The organism is Maribacter sp. 6B07 (assembly GCF_002700155.1).
GTDB lineage: Bacteria > Bacteroidota > Bacteroidia > Flavobacteriales > Flavobacteriaceae > Maribacter > Maribacter dokdonensis.
On the sequence record NZ_PDUT01000005.1, the window covers coordinates 175,521 to 190,399 of the forward strand.

Below are 14,879 nucleotides of genomic sequence, written 5' to 3' on the forward strand. Positions count from 1 at the left end.
AAAAAAGGGACTTTTTTTATGAATATATGCTGAGGTTTACTTCAGCGCTTCTTTAATTCTTGATATTGCTTCTTTAATTTCTTTTACTGACGCCGCATAAGAAATACGAATACAGTTTCCATTACCAAAAGCATCTCCCGTAACGGTAGCTACATTTGCTTCTTCTAATATGTACATAGAAAAATCAGATGCATTATTAATTTGCTTGCTTCTCAAGGTTTTTCCAAAGTAAGCGGTAACATCTGGGTACACATAAAATGCACCCTCTGGCTCATTACATTTAAAACCTTCAATTTCATTCAATAGGCTTAAAATAAGTTTACGTCTTTCTTTAAACTCATCAACCATATACTTTATACGCTCTGGTGATTCTTCTAAAGCTGTAATAACTGCGCGTTGTGCTATACAGTTTGCACCACTGGTTACTTGACCTTGTAATTTGTTGGTGGCACGTGCTATATATGCAGGGGCGCCAATATATCCAATTCTCCATCCGGTCATCGCAAATGCTTTGGCAACACCGTTTACCGTAACGGTACGGTCATACATATCTTCAAATTCGGCCATGGAGGCGTGTGCCGTAACACCATAGTTAATGTGCTCATAGATTTCATCGCTGACCACTATAATTTGAGGATGTTTTTGAAGTACGTCCGCTAGTGCACGTAATTCTTCTTTACTATAGATAGACCCACTTGGGTTACAAGGAGAACTATACCATAACATTCTGGTTTTTGGTGTAATAGCGGCTTCCAACTGCTCAGCGGTCATTTTAAAATCATTCTCCAAAGTGGTTGGTACTTCTACCGGTACACCATCTGCTAATTTTACGATATCGCTGTAACTTACCCAGTAAGGACAAGGTAAAATTACTTCGTCACCTGCGTTCAATATAACTTGGGCAACATTGTATAAGGATTGTTTAGCTCCTGTTGAAACAACTATTTGAGCAGGCTCATAATTTAAATTGTTATCTCTTTTGAATTTGGTTATGATAGCTTTTTTAAGGTCTACATATCCATCAACTGGAGTATAGGAATTATAATCTTCGTTCACTGCTTTAATTGCAGCTTCTTTAATGTAATCTGGAGTATTGAAATCTGGCTCGCCTAAGCTAAGACCAATAATATCTTTACCTTCAGCCCTAAGTTCACGGGCTTTAGCAGCCATTTCTAAAGTAGCTGACGGTGTAACACTGTTGATTCTGTCCGAAAGTTGATTGCTCATGGGTACTCTTAATTTCTAGTATTGTAAAGTAGGCTCTTTGCCCAACTCTTTTAAATGTTTAAAGTGCGAAATTATAGCTTTTCTGGTAGTTTTATACTCGTGATAAGGTAAATTAAATTCCTGTGCCGTCTGTTTCACAATTTTTGAAATTTTTGTGTAATGTACATGGCTAATGTTAGGGAATATATGGTGTTCAACTTGATGGTTCAATCCGCCGGTAAACCAATTTACTATTCTATTTTTGGTTCCAAAATTTACAGTGGTAAACAGTTGGTGAATGGCCCAAGTGTTTTTCATGGTGCCAGATTCATCGGGTAAAGGGGTGTCCGCATCATCAACAATATGAGCTAGTTGAAAAACAACGCTAAGAATTACACCTGCAACGTAGTGCATTAAAAAGAATCCTATTAATATTTTCCACCAAGCAATATCTAAAATAAGCATAGGTAGTACGATCCAAATGGTGATGTACAATATTTTGGTAATGATAAGTGTACTCCAGTTCATGGTAGCGCTAGGTAGTTTTCCGTAAGATAATTTACGCTTCATATAGCGGTACATCTGTTGGAAATCTGTGGTTATCGCCCAGTTGAAAGTCAAAAGACCATAAAGAAATACAGAATAAAAATGTTGAAACTTGTGGTGTTTCTTCCATTCGGCATGTTTGGAAAAACGTAAAATTCTACCTGCTTCCATGTCCTCATCATGTTCATGAATGTTCGTATACGTATGGTGAAGTACATTATGTTGTACTTGCCAATTATATACATTTCCGGCTAAGATGTAAATACTGCTTCCCATTAATTTATTCACCCATTTTTTGTTAGAATAGGCCCCGTGGTTACCGTCATGCATTACGTTCATGCCAACACCGGCCATGCCTATACCCATAACTATGGTCAAAAGTACATTGGCCCAGTTAGGTAGACCTAAGGTCAAAATCAAAAAATAAGGAGCAAGAAACAAAGCGAACATGATTACAGTTTTAAGGTGTAATCGCCAATTACCTGTCTTTTTTAGTTTATTTGTTTTAAAGTATTCGTTAACTCTGCTGTTCAAAGTTTTGAAGAACTTGGCAGAATCAGTTCTAGGGAAACGAATGGTATTTTGTTCCATAATTCGGTAATCTTTTACTTAATATAATGTAATTGAATCTATAATAGTTTGATAGCTTAATTAAAAGCCAAATCTTTGCACGAGTGAATATACTAATTAAATCTATTTACAAATATACGGATGACTGCTGAAATCATATTTGAAAATTTTCCCAATTTATCTGAAGATCAGAAAAGAAGGTTTGAGAAACTAGAGGAACTATATAAAGACTGGAACCAAAAAATTAATGTGGTATCCAGAAAAGATATAGATGAACTTTATTTAAGACATGTTTTGCATTCTTTGGGAATTGCAAAATTTATTCAGTTTAAAGAAGGTTCATCTGTTTTAGATGTGGGTACAGGTGGTGGTTTTCCCGGTATACCATTAGCTATCTTTTTTCCAGAAGTTGAGTTTACTTTGGTAGATTCAATAGGAAAAAAGATAAAGGTAGTAAATGAGGTAGTTGAAGGATTACAGCTAACCAACGTAAAGACCATTAATGCAAGGGTAGAGGAAATACCTGACCGATTTGATTTTATCGTAAGTAGAGCAGTAGCGGCTATGCCTACTTTTGTTCACTGGGTAAAGGGTAAAATCAAAAAAGAATCAAAACACGATATTAGAAACGGAATTCTCTATTTAAAGGGCGGGGATCTGCAAGATGAATTAAAGGAGTATAGAAATGCAGAAATCTTTGAGTTGACCAATTACTTCAAAGAAGATTTTTTTGAAACTAAGAAAATGGTCTATCTGCCTTTAAAGTATAAAGGGTAGTTGAAAGTGTTATAACATAAAAGAGCTATAATATGCCTTTTTGTATTTACGTGCAAATTCCTTTAAGTTGTTCCAAATATGTATTTGAATACATGTGATATGTAATTTTAAATTGTCAATAATCATAAGCAATTGATTTTAAATGAGGTACAAAGTTCGGTAAATCACATTGAGTTTACAATTAATTAACGTTAAATTTACATTGATATTGTGTTAGTGAGGTGTTAATTTAGTTGAATAAATAAAAAAAGGTCCATCAAATTCATTTGATGGACCTTTTTTATGCTTTGTAAAATTATTTATTTACTCCATGGTGGTACCACGCCATTAGTTCTTGCATAAGCTATTAATTGCCCTTTGTGCTCGCCATTGTGTTCCATAATTGCCAATAGGCCGCCAAGTTTGTTTGACTTCATAAATCCGAAATCAACTTCTTCGTCTAAAGTGCCATCTTCTACTTTCGTAATGTTTTTAAGTACAAATTCATTAGATTTTTTTAGGGCGGCTATAATATTTTCTTTTCCTGTAATTTTACTTAATCCCATGATGTCTATATCCTCTGGCGGGGCAAAGCCTAGTTTTGAGGCAAGGAAATAATTGGCACCTGCTACGTGCAAAAGCGCTTCTCCTACAGAACTTATACCTTCTGCCGGTCTCCAATCATATTTTTCTTCAGGGAAAGCTTCGGCAAGTTGAACAACCTGTAATTGATTGCCGGTTAAAACTGCTTGAATGCTGCTTTGTGTTAGTCCGTCTTGGGCAAAAGAGATACAGCTAGTTAGAAGTAAGGTGAATAGTAACTTTTTCATAATAAGTGTGTTAAGGTTGATGTTAAGAATGTATAATCTATGTAATTTACTTTAAAGGTAAGGTAAATACAAAAAAAAGGCTGAAATTAATTTCAGCCTTTTTAGTTGTTTTTTTATCCTAAAAAAGGATATCTGTAATCTACAGGAGTAACGAAGGTTTCTTTAATTAATCGAGGTGAGACCCAACGTAATAAGTTTTGAGCTGATCCAGCTTTATCATTTGTTCCAGAAGCTCTGGCTCCTCCAAACGGTTGTTGTCCTACAACGGCACCAGTTGGCTTGTCATTGATGTAGAAATTACCTGCACAATTTTGTAATGCTTTGGTAGCTTCATCAATAGCGTATCTATCTTGAGAAAGAACAGCACCTGTTAATGCATATTCAGAAGTTTGATCGATTAATTGAAGGGTTTCGCTCCAATCTTTGTCATCATAAACATAAACGGTTACCACAGGACCAAATAACTCGGTTTCCATAGTGGTGTATTTTGGATCTGTCGTTAAGATTACCGTTGGCTCTATGAAATAGCCTTTAGATTTATCAAAACCACCACCTGCGTAAATTTCCGCATTTTCATCTTCCTTGGCTTGGTTGATGTATTTCACCAATTTATCAAAAGAACCTTCGTGTATTACCGCAGTAATAAAGTTGCTCATATCTTCTGGTGACCCAGGTTTGTTAAATGAATCTATATCTGCCTTTACGTATTCTAAAATCTCTTTTGAAGTGGATTTTGGTAAGTACACTCTTGACGCTGCGCTACATTTTTGACCTTGAAATTCAAATGCACCTCTGGAAATAGCGGTTGCTACTTGTTTGGTGTTGGCTGTTGGGTGTGCCAGAATAAAATCTTTACCACCAGTTTCTCCAACTATTTTAGGGTATGTTTTATAGGTGTGGATATTGTTACCTATTTGTTTCCATAGCTCTTTGAAAACATGCGTAGAACCTGTAAAGTGTAATCCTGCAAAATCTGGGCTGGACAAAACAGTGTCGGTTATCATAACTGGGTCACCGTAAACTACATTGATCACTCCGTCAGGTAATCCAGCTTCTTTAAATATGTCTACAATAACTTTTGCCGAGAAAATTTGGCTGTCACTTGGTTTCCAAACAACCACATTGCCCATCATAGCTGCACTAGCCGGTAGGTTACCCGCAATAGCAGTAAAATTAAATGGGGTAATGGCGTATATGAAACCTTCTAATGGTCTGTATTCTACTCTGTTCCAAATACCTTCGGCAGAATCTGGCTGCTCTTCGTAAATTTGAGACATGTACTCAACATTGAAACGCAAAAAGTCAATTAATTCACACGCCGCATCAATTTCTGCTTGATGAATGTTCTTTGATTGTGCGATCATTGTAGCCGCATTAATTTTTGCGCGGTACGGTCCTGCAATTAGTTCAGCAGCTTTCAAGAATATGGCAGCTCTTTGTTCCCAAGTTAGGTTGGCCCAAGCGTTCCTTGATTCAAGACAGTTGTCTATAGCATCCTGTATGTTCTTTTTATCTGCAGTATGGTAAGTGCCAACTATATGTTTATGGTCGTGCGGAGGGGACATCGGTTTGGTGTTACCTGTACGTACTTCTTCTGAGCCAATGTACATAGGTACATCAACTTGACCGTTAAAATATGTTTTGTATTGTTCTAAAACCGCTTCTCTTTCTGGTGATTCAGGAGCGTAGCTTTTAATAGGTTCATTAATAGCTGTAGGAACTTGAAAAAATCCTTTACCCATTGTCAAATTTTTTAAATTAAAAAGTTGACCAAAGGTACTAAAAGGGGATAGGACTAAAAACTAATAAAAGATTAAAAGGGTTTAATTGAGAGCAAAAGGAGCACTAAATTTAAAAGTAGGTATGTAAACCCTAAATTTTTGGGCGTTGCTCATAATTACCATATTGTAATGGCCTTTCATGGCGCCAATAGGTGAGGTCAGTAAACATCCAGAATTGTAAGTGTGCGATTCTCCTGGTTGAATAACAGGTTTCTTGCCGATAACACCTTCGCCGTCCAAAGTTTCCATATCATTTAAGGAATCATATATTTTCCAATGACGAGAAGTTAACTGTACAGCATCTTTACTTTGGTTTTCAATAGTAATGGTGTACCCAAAAGCATAATGCATTTTGTAGTTTTTAAAGAACGTGCCTTCAAAAGTTGTTTGTACCGATATCTTTATGCCTTTAGTAACTTGTGTTATCATCATATTTAATATGTAAATACGCTTTGTGCTATTAATATGGTTATAGCTATTATGCCTAAGATAAAAAATATCGTGTTTAGGAAAAAATACTTTATAACCGTTTTAACTCTTCCTTGCTGATAGAAATTGCGCATTGCTTTGTAAAGGTAGAAAGCGAAAATTAAAATAAATAATCCTTCACTACTAAAATTGAACACTGCATTGAGCAAATTGCTAACAATGAGCAAGATAAATAATAATGACTGATTGTGAAAGCTAAAGATTAAATGATCGGTATAAGTGTATTTTTTTCTGATATAGACCAACCAAATGAAGAAAGAGAAGAACGGAAGAAAGAAAAATGTTGTAAATGGAAGTTTGGAAAATAAGGTATTTAAAAATGTTCCTGGCCGTTTTTCTATTTCCACCAAACTATTGGCAAGGTTGAAGGCCATTTTGTTTTCCCTAGTGCTAGCTATGCCAAACTTTTCTGTACTCTCATCAAAATAGTAAATGGTATCATGTTTGATCGTTGTATTGAAAAAATCAATTTTTTTAAAAAATCTATCCGTTAAACCGTTGGTGTCTATTTGATTAAAATATAATTTCGGATTTGCCAGAACCATAGAGTCTTTTTGGTCTATGGTGTTTTTTAAGTACTTGTTTAGTTTTAATGAATCTATTTGTGCCAGTGCAATTTTTCTCTCCGCTTCATTTTCGAATTCCAAATTGTTGAATTCCGTATTTAAATCTATAAAGGGGCGTTTGTTGGCAGAACCGAATTTATTGAAAGATTCAAATTCACTATTGATGCTTAATATTAAAAAGTAGATGATAGACAGGCTTAGTAAAAACCTAAATGGGTTTGTGTAAGACAATCGCCTTCCTGAAATATATTCTTTAGTGATTTTGCCAGGTCTTAATAAAAGGGCTGCCAAGGTTCGCCATAACTTAGAGTCGTACGATACATAATTGGCTAGAAATTCTTCGAAGAAATCTAATATGGTTAGCCTTTTAGTGCTGTTGGCCTGCGAACAATTTGGGCAATACTTGTCACTTAATTCTAACGGGTGTCCGCAATTTAGGCAGTCAACACCTCTGTATTTTAATTCGTATCTGCCTTTTGGTTGGGTGGTTGGTTTGTTTTCCATAAATGATGAAAAACGTAAATATACAGTTAGTTCGTGATATTTCTAGAATTGGCAGAGCCTATACCTATAATACTATCGTACATATCTCCAAAATTTCTATAATATACCAATACCAAATAGGTGTTCTCGGTAAAATGAAAATTACCGCCAACTTCGTTTAGTTTTATTTTATCGTCACTCTTTATAGCGTACTTGTAGTTGTAAAAGCCTTGTTTCATCTTTAAAGTGGCCTCTAGCATTCCGTTCTTTTCATTGTAGACCATTTTATTTTCTTCTGTTAGGGCGTAGTTATTGAATTTTCCAAAAACATAAACATCATCTAAGGCAATGAATTCTGTATAAGGTAGACTAAAATGGACGTTTGTGTATTCAGCTTCTCTAGAGGCATTATCACCTTGTAATGTTCTAACAACAAAATCTCCATTGATATCCGGAAAGTAAGTGTAGGGTTTGTCATTTCTGAAATCGTCGGAGAAAAGATAGTGGTTGTACAAATCGGTAAGGTTAATACTTGAGATCTGGGAACTTGGAGCTCTAAGGTCGCTAGTATCAAAAAGTAAAAATTCATTGCCGCCATAAAAAGCTGTTTCTTGGTCGTATTTATATACTAGCTCGCTTCCTAAGGTGTATTGTGGGGCTATGTCGGTGATCATAGTGGGCCAATAGTGATTCTGTAATATAGCAACTTTTACTTCTTTTTTAGGGTTGATCAATCTGGTGGATCCAGAATTTATACTGAATTGAACTACTTGTTTTTCGTTAATAAAGTTAAAGTCCCGTGATCGTTTTATTTCGGTACCAACGGTTACCACATCTTTATATACAACAAACCTTCTTGAAAACTGTATTTCGTTATAACTATTATATACTTCAAGAAGATAATTGCCGCTAACCTTTAAGCGTACATTGTCATTGGGTATGGTTAATTGGTAGTTGGAGTATGATTGTAAGGTACTATAGCTATTCTCGTAATCTGTGATGCGCTGGTTGTCAACTCCGTCTAAGAATTGAGACTTAAGAAGGGAAGAGGGTGTCCAATCGTAATCGCAGTGTACTATTTTGTAATAATAATCTTGTTCGTTTGCAAGGATGTCATCAAATTCCAAATAGAGTGGTTCTCCAATTTTAATAACAGGAAATTGATCTTCAGTGGGGCCTTTGAAAACTATTGATTTAATATTTTCGGGCGGATTTACCTCTACTTGAACTTGGGCGATCAAATTCTGTAAAAATAAAAGACAAATAAAGTGTTGGAAGAAAATGCGCATTGTACCCCGTTTTTTTTGAGTAAAGGTAAACAAAAAGGATGCCTAAAAAATATAGCTCGTTCTATTGTCTAATTTATGGGACAATAATTATGAAAACGAACTTTTTGTACTTAAATTTGCTCAAATTTTGATAACCTAAAGGTCTACACGCACATGTCAAAAGACATTCGAATTAAGAAAGGGCTCAACATTAATCTGGTGGGCGCCGCAGAACAGACTACTTCAAAAGCTGTTTTAAGTAATGTTTACGCAATACAGTTAAGTGATTTTCACGGAATTATTCCTAAGATGATGGTAAAACAAGGTGCCGAAGTGAAAGCGGGCGAGCCTTTGTTTTATAACAAAAACATAGAGAGTATGGTTTTTGTTTCGCCGGTAAGTGGTGAGCTCATCGAAATTGAAAGAGGGGATAGAAGACGTATTTTGACCTTAAAGATATTAGCGGATAAAACACAAGAGGTACTTTCGGGTGCTGCTATAGATGTAGAAAATGCATCTAAAGAAGAGCTGAAAGCAACGTTGTTGAAAAGTGGCTGCTGGCCATTTATCAAACAAAGACCTTATGATGTAATCGCAAATCCGGATACTACGCCTAAGGCTATTTTTATTTCCGGTTACTCAAGTGCTCCGTTACAGGCAGATTTGAATTATGTGTTACAGGGTAAGGAGAAAGAATTGCAAACTGCCATAACTGCACTTGGTAAGTTAACGCCAGGTAAAGTTCATGTTTCGGTAGGTTCAAGTTCTTCACCACTATCATCTATGAAGGGTGTTGAATTGCATAATGTATCTGGTCCCCATCCTGCAGGGTTGGTGGGTACTCAGATCAATAAAGTTGATCCTATCAATAAAGGGGAGTTGGTTTGGACCGTATCTCCACAAGATCTTATTATTATAGGTGAATACTTGCTTACGGGAATATATAATCCAGAGCGTATCGTAGCCCTTGTTGGGTCTTCAGTAAAAGCACCAAAGTATTATTCAACAAAAATAGGTTCTGAAATCTCTACATTTCTTTATGCAAGTGGTGTAAATGAAGAAAACTTTAGGGTGGTCAATGGAGACGTGCTTACAGGTTCTAAAAGTAAGCCAGATGGCTTTTTGGGATACTATAATAATACGGTATCGGTTATTCCTGAAGGGGATGATTATGAGTTCTTTGGATGGAACAAGCCGGTTTTTGATAAAGTTTCCGCAACTAGGGCATTGACGTTCTCTTGGATGCAGCCTAACAAGAAATATGATTTAAATACCAATACCAACGGGGAGCATAGGGCTTTCGTGGTAACGGGGCAATATGAAAAAGTATTTCCAATGGATATTTTTCCAATGCAGCTTTTAAAAGCATGTATGGTGAAAGATTTGGATGAAATGGAGCAATTAGGTTTGTACGAAGTGGCTCCTGAAGATTTTTCGTTAACTGAGTTTATATGTATTTCTAAACAACCGCACCAGAAAATTATTCGTGAGGGGTTAGATTTATTGCAAAAAGAAATAGGATAAGAAATGAGTTTAAAAAGCAAATTACACGAACTTAAACTGAAGTATCAGGGTAAGAAAATGGCTCCTGCCTTTAATGCCATTCATACTTTTTTGTTTTCGCCAGATGAGACTACCCATGCAGGTGGTACACATGTGAAGGCGGTAGATGATTTAAAGCGTACCATGAACACGGTAATTATGGCGTTGGTACCGGTGTTGATATTTTCAATGTTCAACGCGGGTTATCAATATTATTCTGCTATCAATGGTTTTCCTGAGGAATTTTCGTTGATGAACGATTTTCTTACTTGGGATAATTTTTGGATCGGTATTATTAAGGTTTTGCCATTAGTTGTGGTTTCTTATGCTGTAGGTCTAATAGTGGAATTCATTTTTGCTGTTATCAAAGGTCATGAGGTAGAAGAAGGTTATTTGGTTACCGGTATGTTGGTGCCATTAATTGTTCCTGTAGATACACCACTTTGGATGTTGGCGGTAGCCGTAGTTTTCGGTGTTGTGATCGGTAAAGAGGTTTTTGGTGGAACGGGAATGAATATTCTTAATCCTGCCTTAACAATTAGAGCATTTTTATTCTTTGCTTATCCAACTTGGATGAGTGGTGATAAAGTTTGGGTTTACGGCGCTAGAGAGCGTTCAGAAGAGATTCTGGCAGGTGCTGCAAATGTAGATGCTTACTCTGGGGAGACCATATTAGGATTTTTAGCGCAAAACAAAGGTGCAGAGATGTCCTATTCTGTTTCGGATATGTTCTTCGGATTTATTCCAGGTTCTGTTGGTGAAACATCTGCTTTCCTGATTTTGCTAGGAGGTTTGTTTTTGATATTCACAAAAATCGCTAGCTGGAGAATAATGCTAAGTGCTGTAATCGGTTCATTGGTTATGGGCTTAATATTCAATCAAGTTGTTGAATTTGGTTGGGTTGCAGAATCTAGTAAGTTCTACGGTTTAATGAGTTTTGATTTCTGGAAACATTTAATTGTGGGTGGTCTTGCCTTTGGTATTGTTTACATGGCAACTGATCCTGTAACTGGTTCTCAAACAAATAAGGGCAAATGGTACTATGGGTTCTTTATAGGGTTTATTTCTGTAATGATCCGTGTATTCAACCCAGCATACCCAGAAGGTGTGTTCTTAGCTATCCTATTAATGAACGTATTTGCACCTACAATTGATCATTATGTGGTTAGGGGCAATATCAAGAATAGAATGAAAAGATTAAAAGATGCTACTATCTATCCAAAAGATTCAGATGGTAAGGCAGAAGAACTTAAAGCTGAAACAGTTTAATTATGGCTAATAAAACAGATAGTAACGTTTATACAGTAGTTTTTGCTGCTGTTATGGTTGTGGTAGTTGGTTCAATACTTGCATTCTTGGCATCGGCATTGCGACCAAATATCAAAGAGAATGAGCGTTTTGAAAAACAACAGAACATTCTATATGCAATGGGTGTTAACGAAAATGGTGATGATGCCGGTAGCGTTAACTTTATTCCAACAGATGTGGTTGAAGATGAGTTTGCTAATTATATCAAAGAGCAATTGGTAATTCAAGGTGATAAAATCACTGAGGACAATGAAGCTTATTTGATTGATTTAAAAAAGCAATTGGCCAACATTAAAAAGGGAGAACCTTATAAGTTGCCGGTTTTTATTGGTGAGAAAGATGGGAAGAAATTCTACATCATTCCTATGTACGGTAAAGGACTTTGGGATGCCATTTGGGGCTTTATCGCTTTAGATGATACTATGACGGTTCAGGGTGTTTATTTTGATCATAAAGGTGAAACGCCAGGTTTAGGTGCCAACATTAAAATGCGTTATTTCATGGACGATTTTAAAGGTGAGACCATACTTAATGGAACTCAATACGCTGGTATATCCGTAGCAAAGGGTAATAATGACCCATTGAATAAAACAAAAGATGATAATGAAGTAGATGCCTTGGCGGGTGCTACAATTACCGGTAACGGTGTTTCTGCTATGATCAGCGAAACTGTCAAATTATATAAACCTTATTTAGAAACAATTAGAGCAAAGTAATATGGCACTACTATCAAAAAAAGATACAAATCTTATTACAGATCCTTTAGCGGATAACAACCCTATTACCATTCAGGTGTTAGGTATCTGTTCAGCATTGGCAATTACGGCAGAACTAAAAGCATCTTTGGTGATGGCAATTTCTGTAATGTTCGTATTGGGTGCGGGTAATGTTGTAATCTCTTTGATGAGAAACATTATACCTTCAAAAATTAGAATTATTGTTCAACTAATTGTAGTTGCTACATTGGTAATTATTGTGGATCAAGTGCTAAAGGCATTTGCTTATGAGCTAAGTAAAACCCTTGCGGTTTTCGTAGGTCTTATTATTACCAATTGTATTATTATGGGACGTTTTGAGGCATTTGCATTGGCAAACGGTCCTTGGCGTTCATTTTTAGATGGTATTGGTAACTCTTTAGGTTACGGTGTTATTCTAATCATCGTAGGGTTCTTTAGAGAACTTTTAGGTTCGGGAACATTGTTTGGTATTCCGGTTTTAGGTGATCCAATTGAAAAAACGGGATTGTACGCTACAGGTTATGAGAATAATGGTTTTATGATTATACCACCGGCAGCGTTAATAGTTGTTGGTATTATCATTTGGGTACAACGTTCAAGAAATCCTGCGCTTGTAGAAGAAAATTAAACGACATTTAAGTAGAAATTATGTTAGAACATGTAGAATTATTTTTTAAGTCCATCTTTATAGATAACATGGTATTTGCCGTGTTCTTGGGGATGTGTTCTTATTTGGCGGTATCAAAAAAAGTTGCTACTGCTGTTGGTTTAGGTGCTGCTGTAATATTCGTATTGGCGGTTACCGTACCAATGAACTGGTTATTGGATAAGTATTTACTACAGGATGGTGCCTTGGTTTGGTTAGGACCTGAGTATGCTGATTACAATCTTAGCTTTTTATCGTTTATCTTATTTATCGCAACCATTGCAACAATGGTGCAATTGGTGGAGATTGTAGTTGAGAAATTCTCACCTTCCTTATATAACTCATTGGGTATATTTTTACCGTTGATTGCTGTAAACTGTGCAATTTTGGGTGGATCTTTATTCATGCAGGCAAGAGAGATAGAAACTTTTGGTTTGGCATTTAATTACGGAGTGAGTTCTGGAATTGGATGGTTCTTGGCTATTTTGGCAATTGCTGCCATTCGTGAGAAAATTAGATATAGTAATGTTCCTGCACCGTTAAGAGGTTTAGGTATTACATTTATCATTACTGGTTTAATGGGAATTGGTTTTCAAAGTTTCGGTGGTATGTTGACCGGTGGCGGTGATGATGCTGAAGAGGCAACGGAACAAGTAAATCAAGTAACTCAGCCAGAAGTGGTTGCACCAATTGAAGAAGAGGTAGTAGTAGATAAGAACGAAGAAATTGACGAAAAAGTGATTTCTTATAACGACCTAAACAAATAATTATGATTTTAGCTGCAAGTACTGGCGGAACAATACTAATAACTGTTGTCGCATTTCTAATACTGTTGATGGTGTTAGTGGCATTGCTTCTGTTTACCAAACAAAAACTTTCTCCATCTGGTCCTGTGACCATTACTATAAATGGAGAGAAGAAAATTGAAGTTGCATCAGGTGGGTCTTTATTATCTACCTTAGGTAACCAAAAAGTATTTTTACCATCTGCCTGTGGTGGTGGTGGAACATGTATTCAATGTGAATGTCACGTTCTTTCTGGTGGGGGTGAGGCCTTACCTACTGAAACTCCTCACTTTTCTAAAAAAGAATTAAACCATGGTGCACGTTTGGCCTGTCAGGTTAAGGTAAAGCAAGACATGGAAATTACCATCCCAGAAGAGGTATTCGGTATTAAGAAATGGCCTGCGAAAGTGGTTCGTAATTATAACGTTGCTTCTTTTATTAAGGAATTTGTAGTTGAGATTCCAGAAGATATGGGCTATAAAGCTGGTGGTTATATTCAAATTGAGATTCCTGAGTGTGAGGTTAAGTATGCTGATATAGATATTACTGCTCACCCAGAAGAGCATGAAACTCCAGATAAGTTCCAAGCAGAGTGGGATAAATTCAACCTTTGGCCTTTGGTGATGAAGAATCCGGAAACGGTTGAGAGAGCTTATTCAATGGCATCTTTCCCAGCTGAGGGTAGAGAAATTATGTTGAACGTACGTATTGCTACTCCGCCATGGGATCGCGCTAAGAACGGTTGGATGGATGTTAACCCTGGTGTTGCGTCATCTTATATCTTTAACTTGAAGCCTGGTGATGAGTGTACAATTTCAGGTCCTTACGGTGAATTCTTCATCAATGAATCAGATTCAGAAATGTTGTACGTAGGTGGTGGTGCAGGTATGGCGCCAATGCGTTCTCATTTATATCACTTATTTAAAACTTTAAAAACCGATAGAAAAGTAACTTACTGGTACGGTGGTCGTTCTAAAAGAGAACTTTTCTACTTGGATCATTTCTATAAGTTGGAAGAAGAGTTTCCAAATTTCAAATTCTACTTGGCATTATCAGAACCATTAGAAGAAGATAATTGGAAAGTAAAAGAGAATATAGATGCACCTGGTGATGGTTTCGTAGGTTTCATACACAATTGTGTAATTGATAACTACCTAAGTCTTCATGAGTCTCCAGAAGATATTGAACTTTATTTCTGTGGACCACCGTTAATGAACAAAGCTGTTCAGAAAATGGGTGAAGATTTCGGAATTCCAGATGAACATATACGTTTTGATGACTTTGGAGGATAAGTTATAAGTTGTTGAAATAGAATGAATTAACCGGTATGTAATGTATCGGTTTTTTTTTTAATTTTATTTAGATA

The 14,879-nt window shown here is 36.3% G+C and carries 14 protein-coding genes; 7 read left to right on the plus strand and 7 right to left on the minus strand.

Annotation, left to right across the window (positions count from 1 at the left end; translation table 11 throughout):
• Positions 1 to 36: 36 nt before the first annotated feature.
• Entirely contained in the window at positions 37 to 1,227 is a 1,191-nt protein-coding gene (locus CSC80_RS19195; protein ID WP_099193502.1) for a pyridoxal phosphate-dependent aminotransferase, read from the minus strand.
• 15 nt (positions 1,228 to 1,242) lie between these two features.
• Positions 1,243 to 2,343, minus strand: coding sequence for an acyl-CoA desaturase (locus tag CSC80_RS19200; RefSeq protein WP_058106052.1), 1,101 nt, complete (start codon positions 2,341 to 2,343; stop codon positions 1,243 to 1,245).
• Positions 2,344 to 2,463: 120 nt separating this feature from the next.
• On the opposite strand from CSC80_RS19200, the gene rsmG reads away from it, so the two are divergent.
• Positions 2,464 to 3,099 carry a 16S rRNA (guanine(527)-N(7))-methyltransferase RsmG gene (gene rsmG / locus CSC80_RS19205; RefSeq protein ID WP_058106053.1) on the plus strand — a complete coding sequence of 212 codons (636 nt, stop codon included), beginning with the start codon at positions 2,464 to 2,466 and terminating at the stop codon, positions 3,097 to 3,099.
• Positions 3,100 to 3,398: 299 nt separating this feature from the next.
• Here rsmG and CSC80_RS19210 read toward each other — a convergent pair whose 3' ends face one another.
• From CSC80_RS19210 to CSC80_RS19230, 5 genes are all read right to left on the minus strand, one after another.
• Positions 3,399 to 3,908, minus strand: coding sequence for a DinB family protein (locus CSC80_RS19210; RefSeq protein ID WP_058106054.1), 510 nt, complete (start codon positions 3,906 to 3,908; stop codon positions 3,399 to 3,401).
• 113 nt (positions 3,909 to 4,021) lie between these two features.
• Positions 4,022 to 5,650, minus strand: coding sequence for an L-glutamate gamma-semialdehyde dehydrogenase (gene pruA, locus CSC80_RS19215; RefSeq protein WP_099193503.1), 1,629 nt, complete (start codon positions 5,648 to 5,650; stop codon positions 4,022 to 4,024).
• An 81-nt stretch (positions 5,651 to 5,731) separates the two neighbouring features.
• Positions 5,732 to 6,118, minus strand: coding sequence for a Co2+/Mg2+ efflux protein ApaG (gene apaG / locus CSC80_RS19220; RefSeq protein ID WP_058106077.1), 387 nt, complete (start codon positions 6,116 to 6,118; stop codon positions 5,732 to 5,734).
• 5 nt (positions 6,119 to 6,123) lie between these two features.
• Positions 6,124 to 7,248, minus strand: a complete 1,125-nt coding sequence (locus CSC80_RS19225; protein WP_099193504.1) for a DUF3667 domain-containing protein — start codon at positions 7,246 to 7,248, stop codon at positions 6,124 to 6,126.
• 26 nt (positions 7,249 to 7,274) lie between these two features.
• Positions 7,275 to 8,516, minus strand: coding sequence for a DUF5103 domain-containing protein (locus CSC80_RS19230; protein WP_099193505.1), 1,242 nt, complete (start codon positions 8,514 to 8,516; stop codon positions 7,275 to 7,277).
• 153 nt (positions 8,517 to 8,669) lie between these two features.
• Here CSC80_RS19230 and CSC80_RS19235 point away from each other — a divergent pair, with 153 nt between their 5' ends.
• The 6 genes from CSC80_RS19235 to nqrF are packed head-to-tail and all read left to right on the plus strand — an operon-like array spanning position 8,670 to position 14,805.
• Positions 8,670 to 10,019, plus strand: coding sequence for a Na(+)-translocating NADH-quinone reductase subunit A (locus CSC80_RS19235; RefSeq protein WP_099193506.1), 1,350 nt, complete (start codon positions 8,670 to 8,672; stop codon positions 10,017 to 10,019).
• A gap of 3 nt (positions 10,020 to 10,022) precedes the next feature.
• Positions 10,023 to 11,306, plus strand: coding sequence for an NADH:ubiquinone reductase (Na(+)-transporting) subunit B (locus CSC80_RS19240; protein WP_099193507.1), 1,284 nt, complete (start codon positions 10,023 to 10,025; stop codon positions 11,304 to 11,306).
• A gap of 2 nt (positions 11,307 to 11,308) precedes the next feature.
• Positions 11,309 to 12,061 carry a Na(+)-translocating NADH-quinone reductase subunit C gene (locus tag CSC80_RS19245; protein ID WP_058106060.1) on the plus strand — a complete coding sequence of 251 codons (753 nt, stop codon included), beginning with the start codon at positions 11,309 to 11,311 and terminating at the stop codon, positions 12,059 to 12,061.
• A 1-nt stretch (position 12,062) separates the two neighbouring features.
• Complete coding sequence (locus CSC80_RS19250) at positions 12,063 to 12,710, plus strand: NADH:ubiquinone reductase (Na(+)-transporting) subunit D (protein WP_036156129.1); 648 nt, start codon at positions 12,063 to 12,065, stop codon at positions 12,708 to 12,710.
• Between the two features lie 20 nt (positions 12,711 to 12,730).
• The gene (gene nqrE, locus CSC80_RS19255; protein WP_099193508.1) at positions 12,731 to 13,495 is read left to right on the plus strand and encodes an NADH:ubiquinone reductase (Na(+)-transporting) subunit E; all 765 of its coding nucleotides are present in this window, start codon (positions 12,731 to 12,733) and stop codon (positions 13,493 to 13,495) included.
• A gap of 2 nt (positions 13,496 to 13,497) precedes the next feature.
• The gene (gene nqrF / locus CSC80_RS19260) at positions 13,498 to 14,805 is read left to right on the plus strand and encodes an NADH:ubiquinone reductase (Na(+)-transporting) subunit F (RefSeq protein ID WP_099193509.1); all 1,308 of its coding nucleotides are present in this window, start codon (positions 13,498 to 13,500) and stop codon (positions 14,803 to 14,805) included.
• Positions 14,806 to 14,879: the final 74 nt, after the last annotated feature.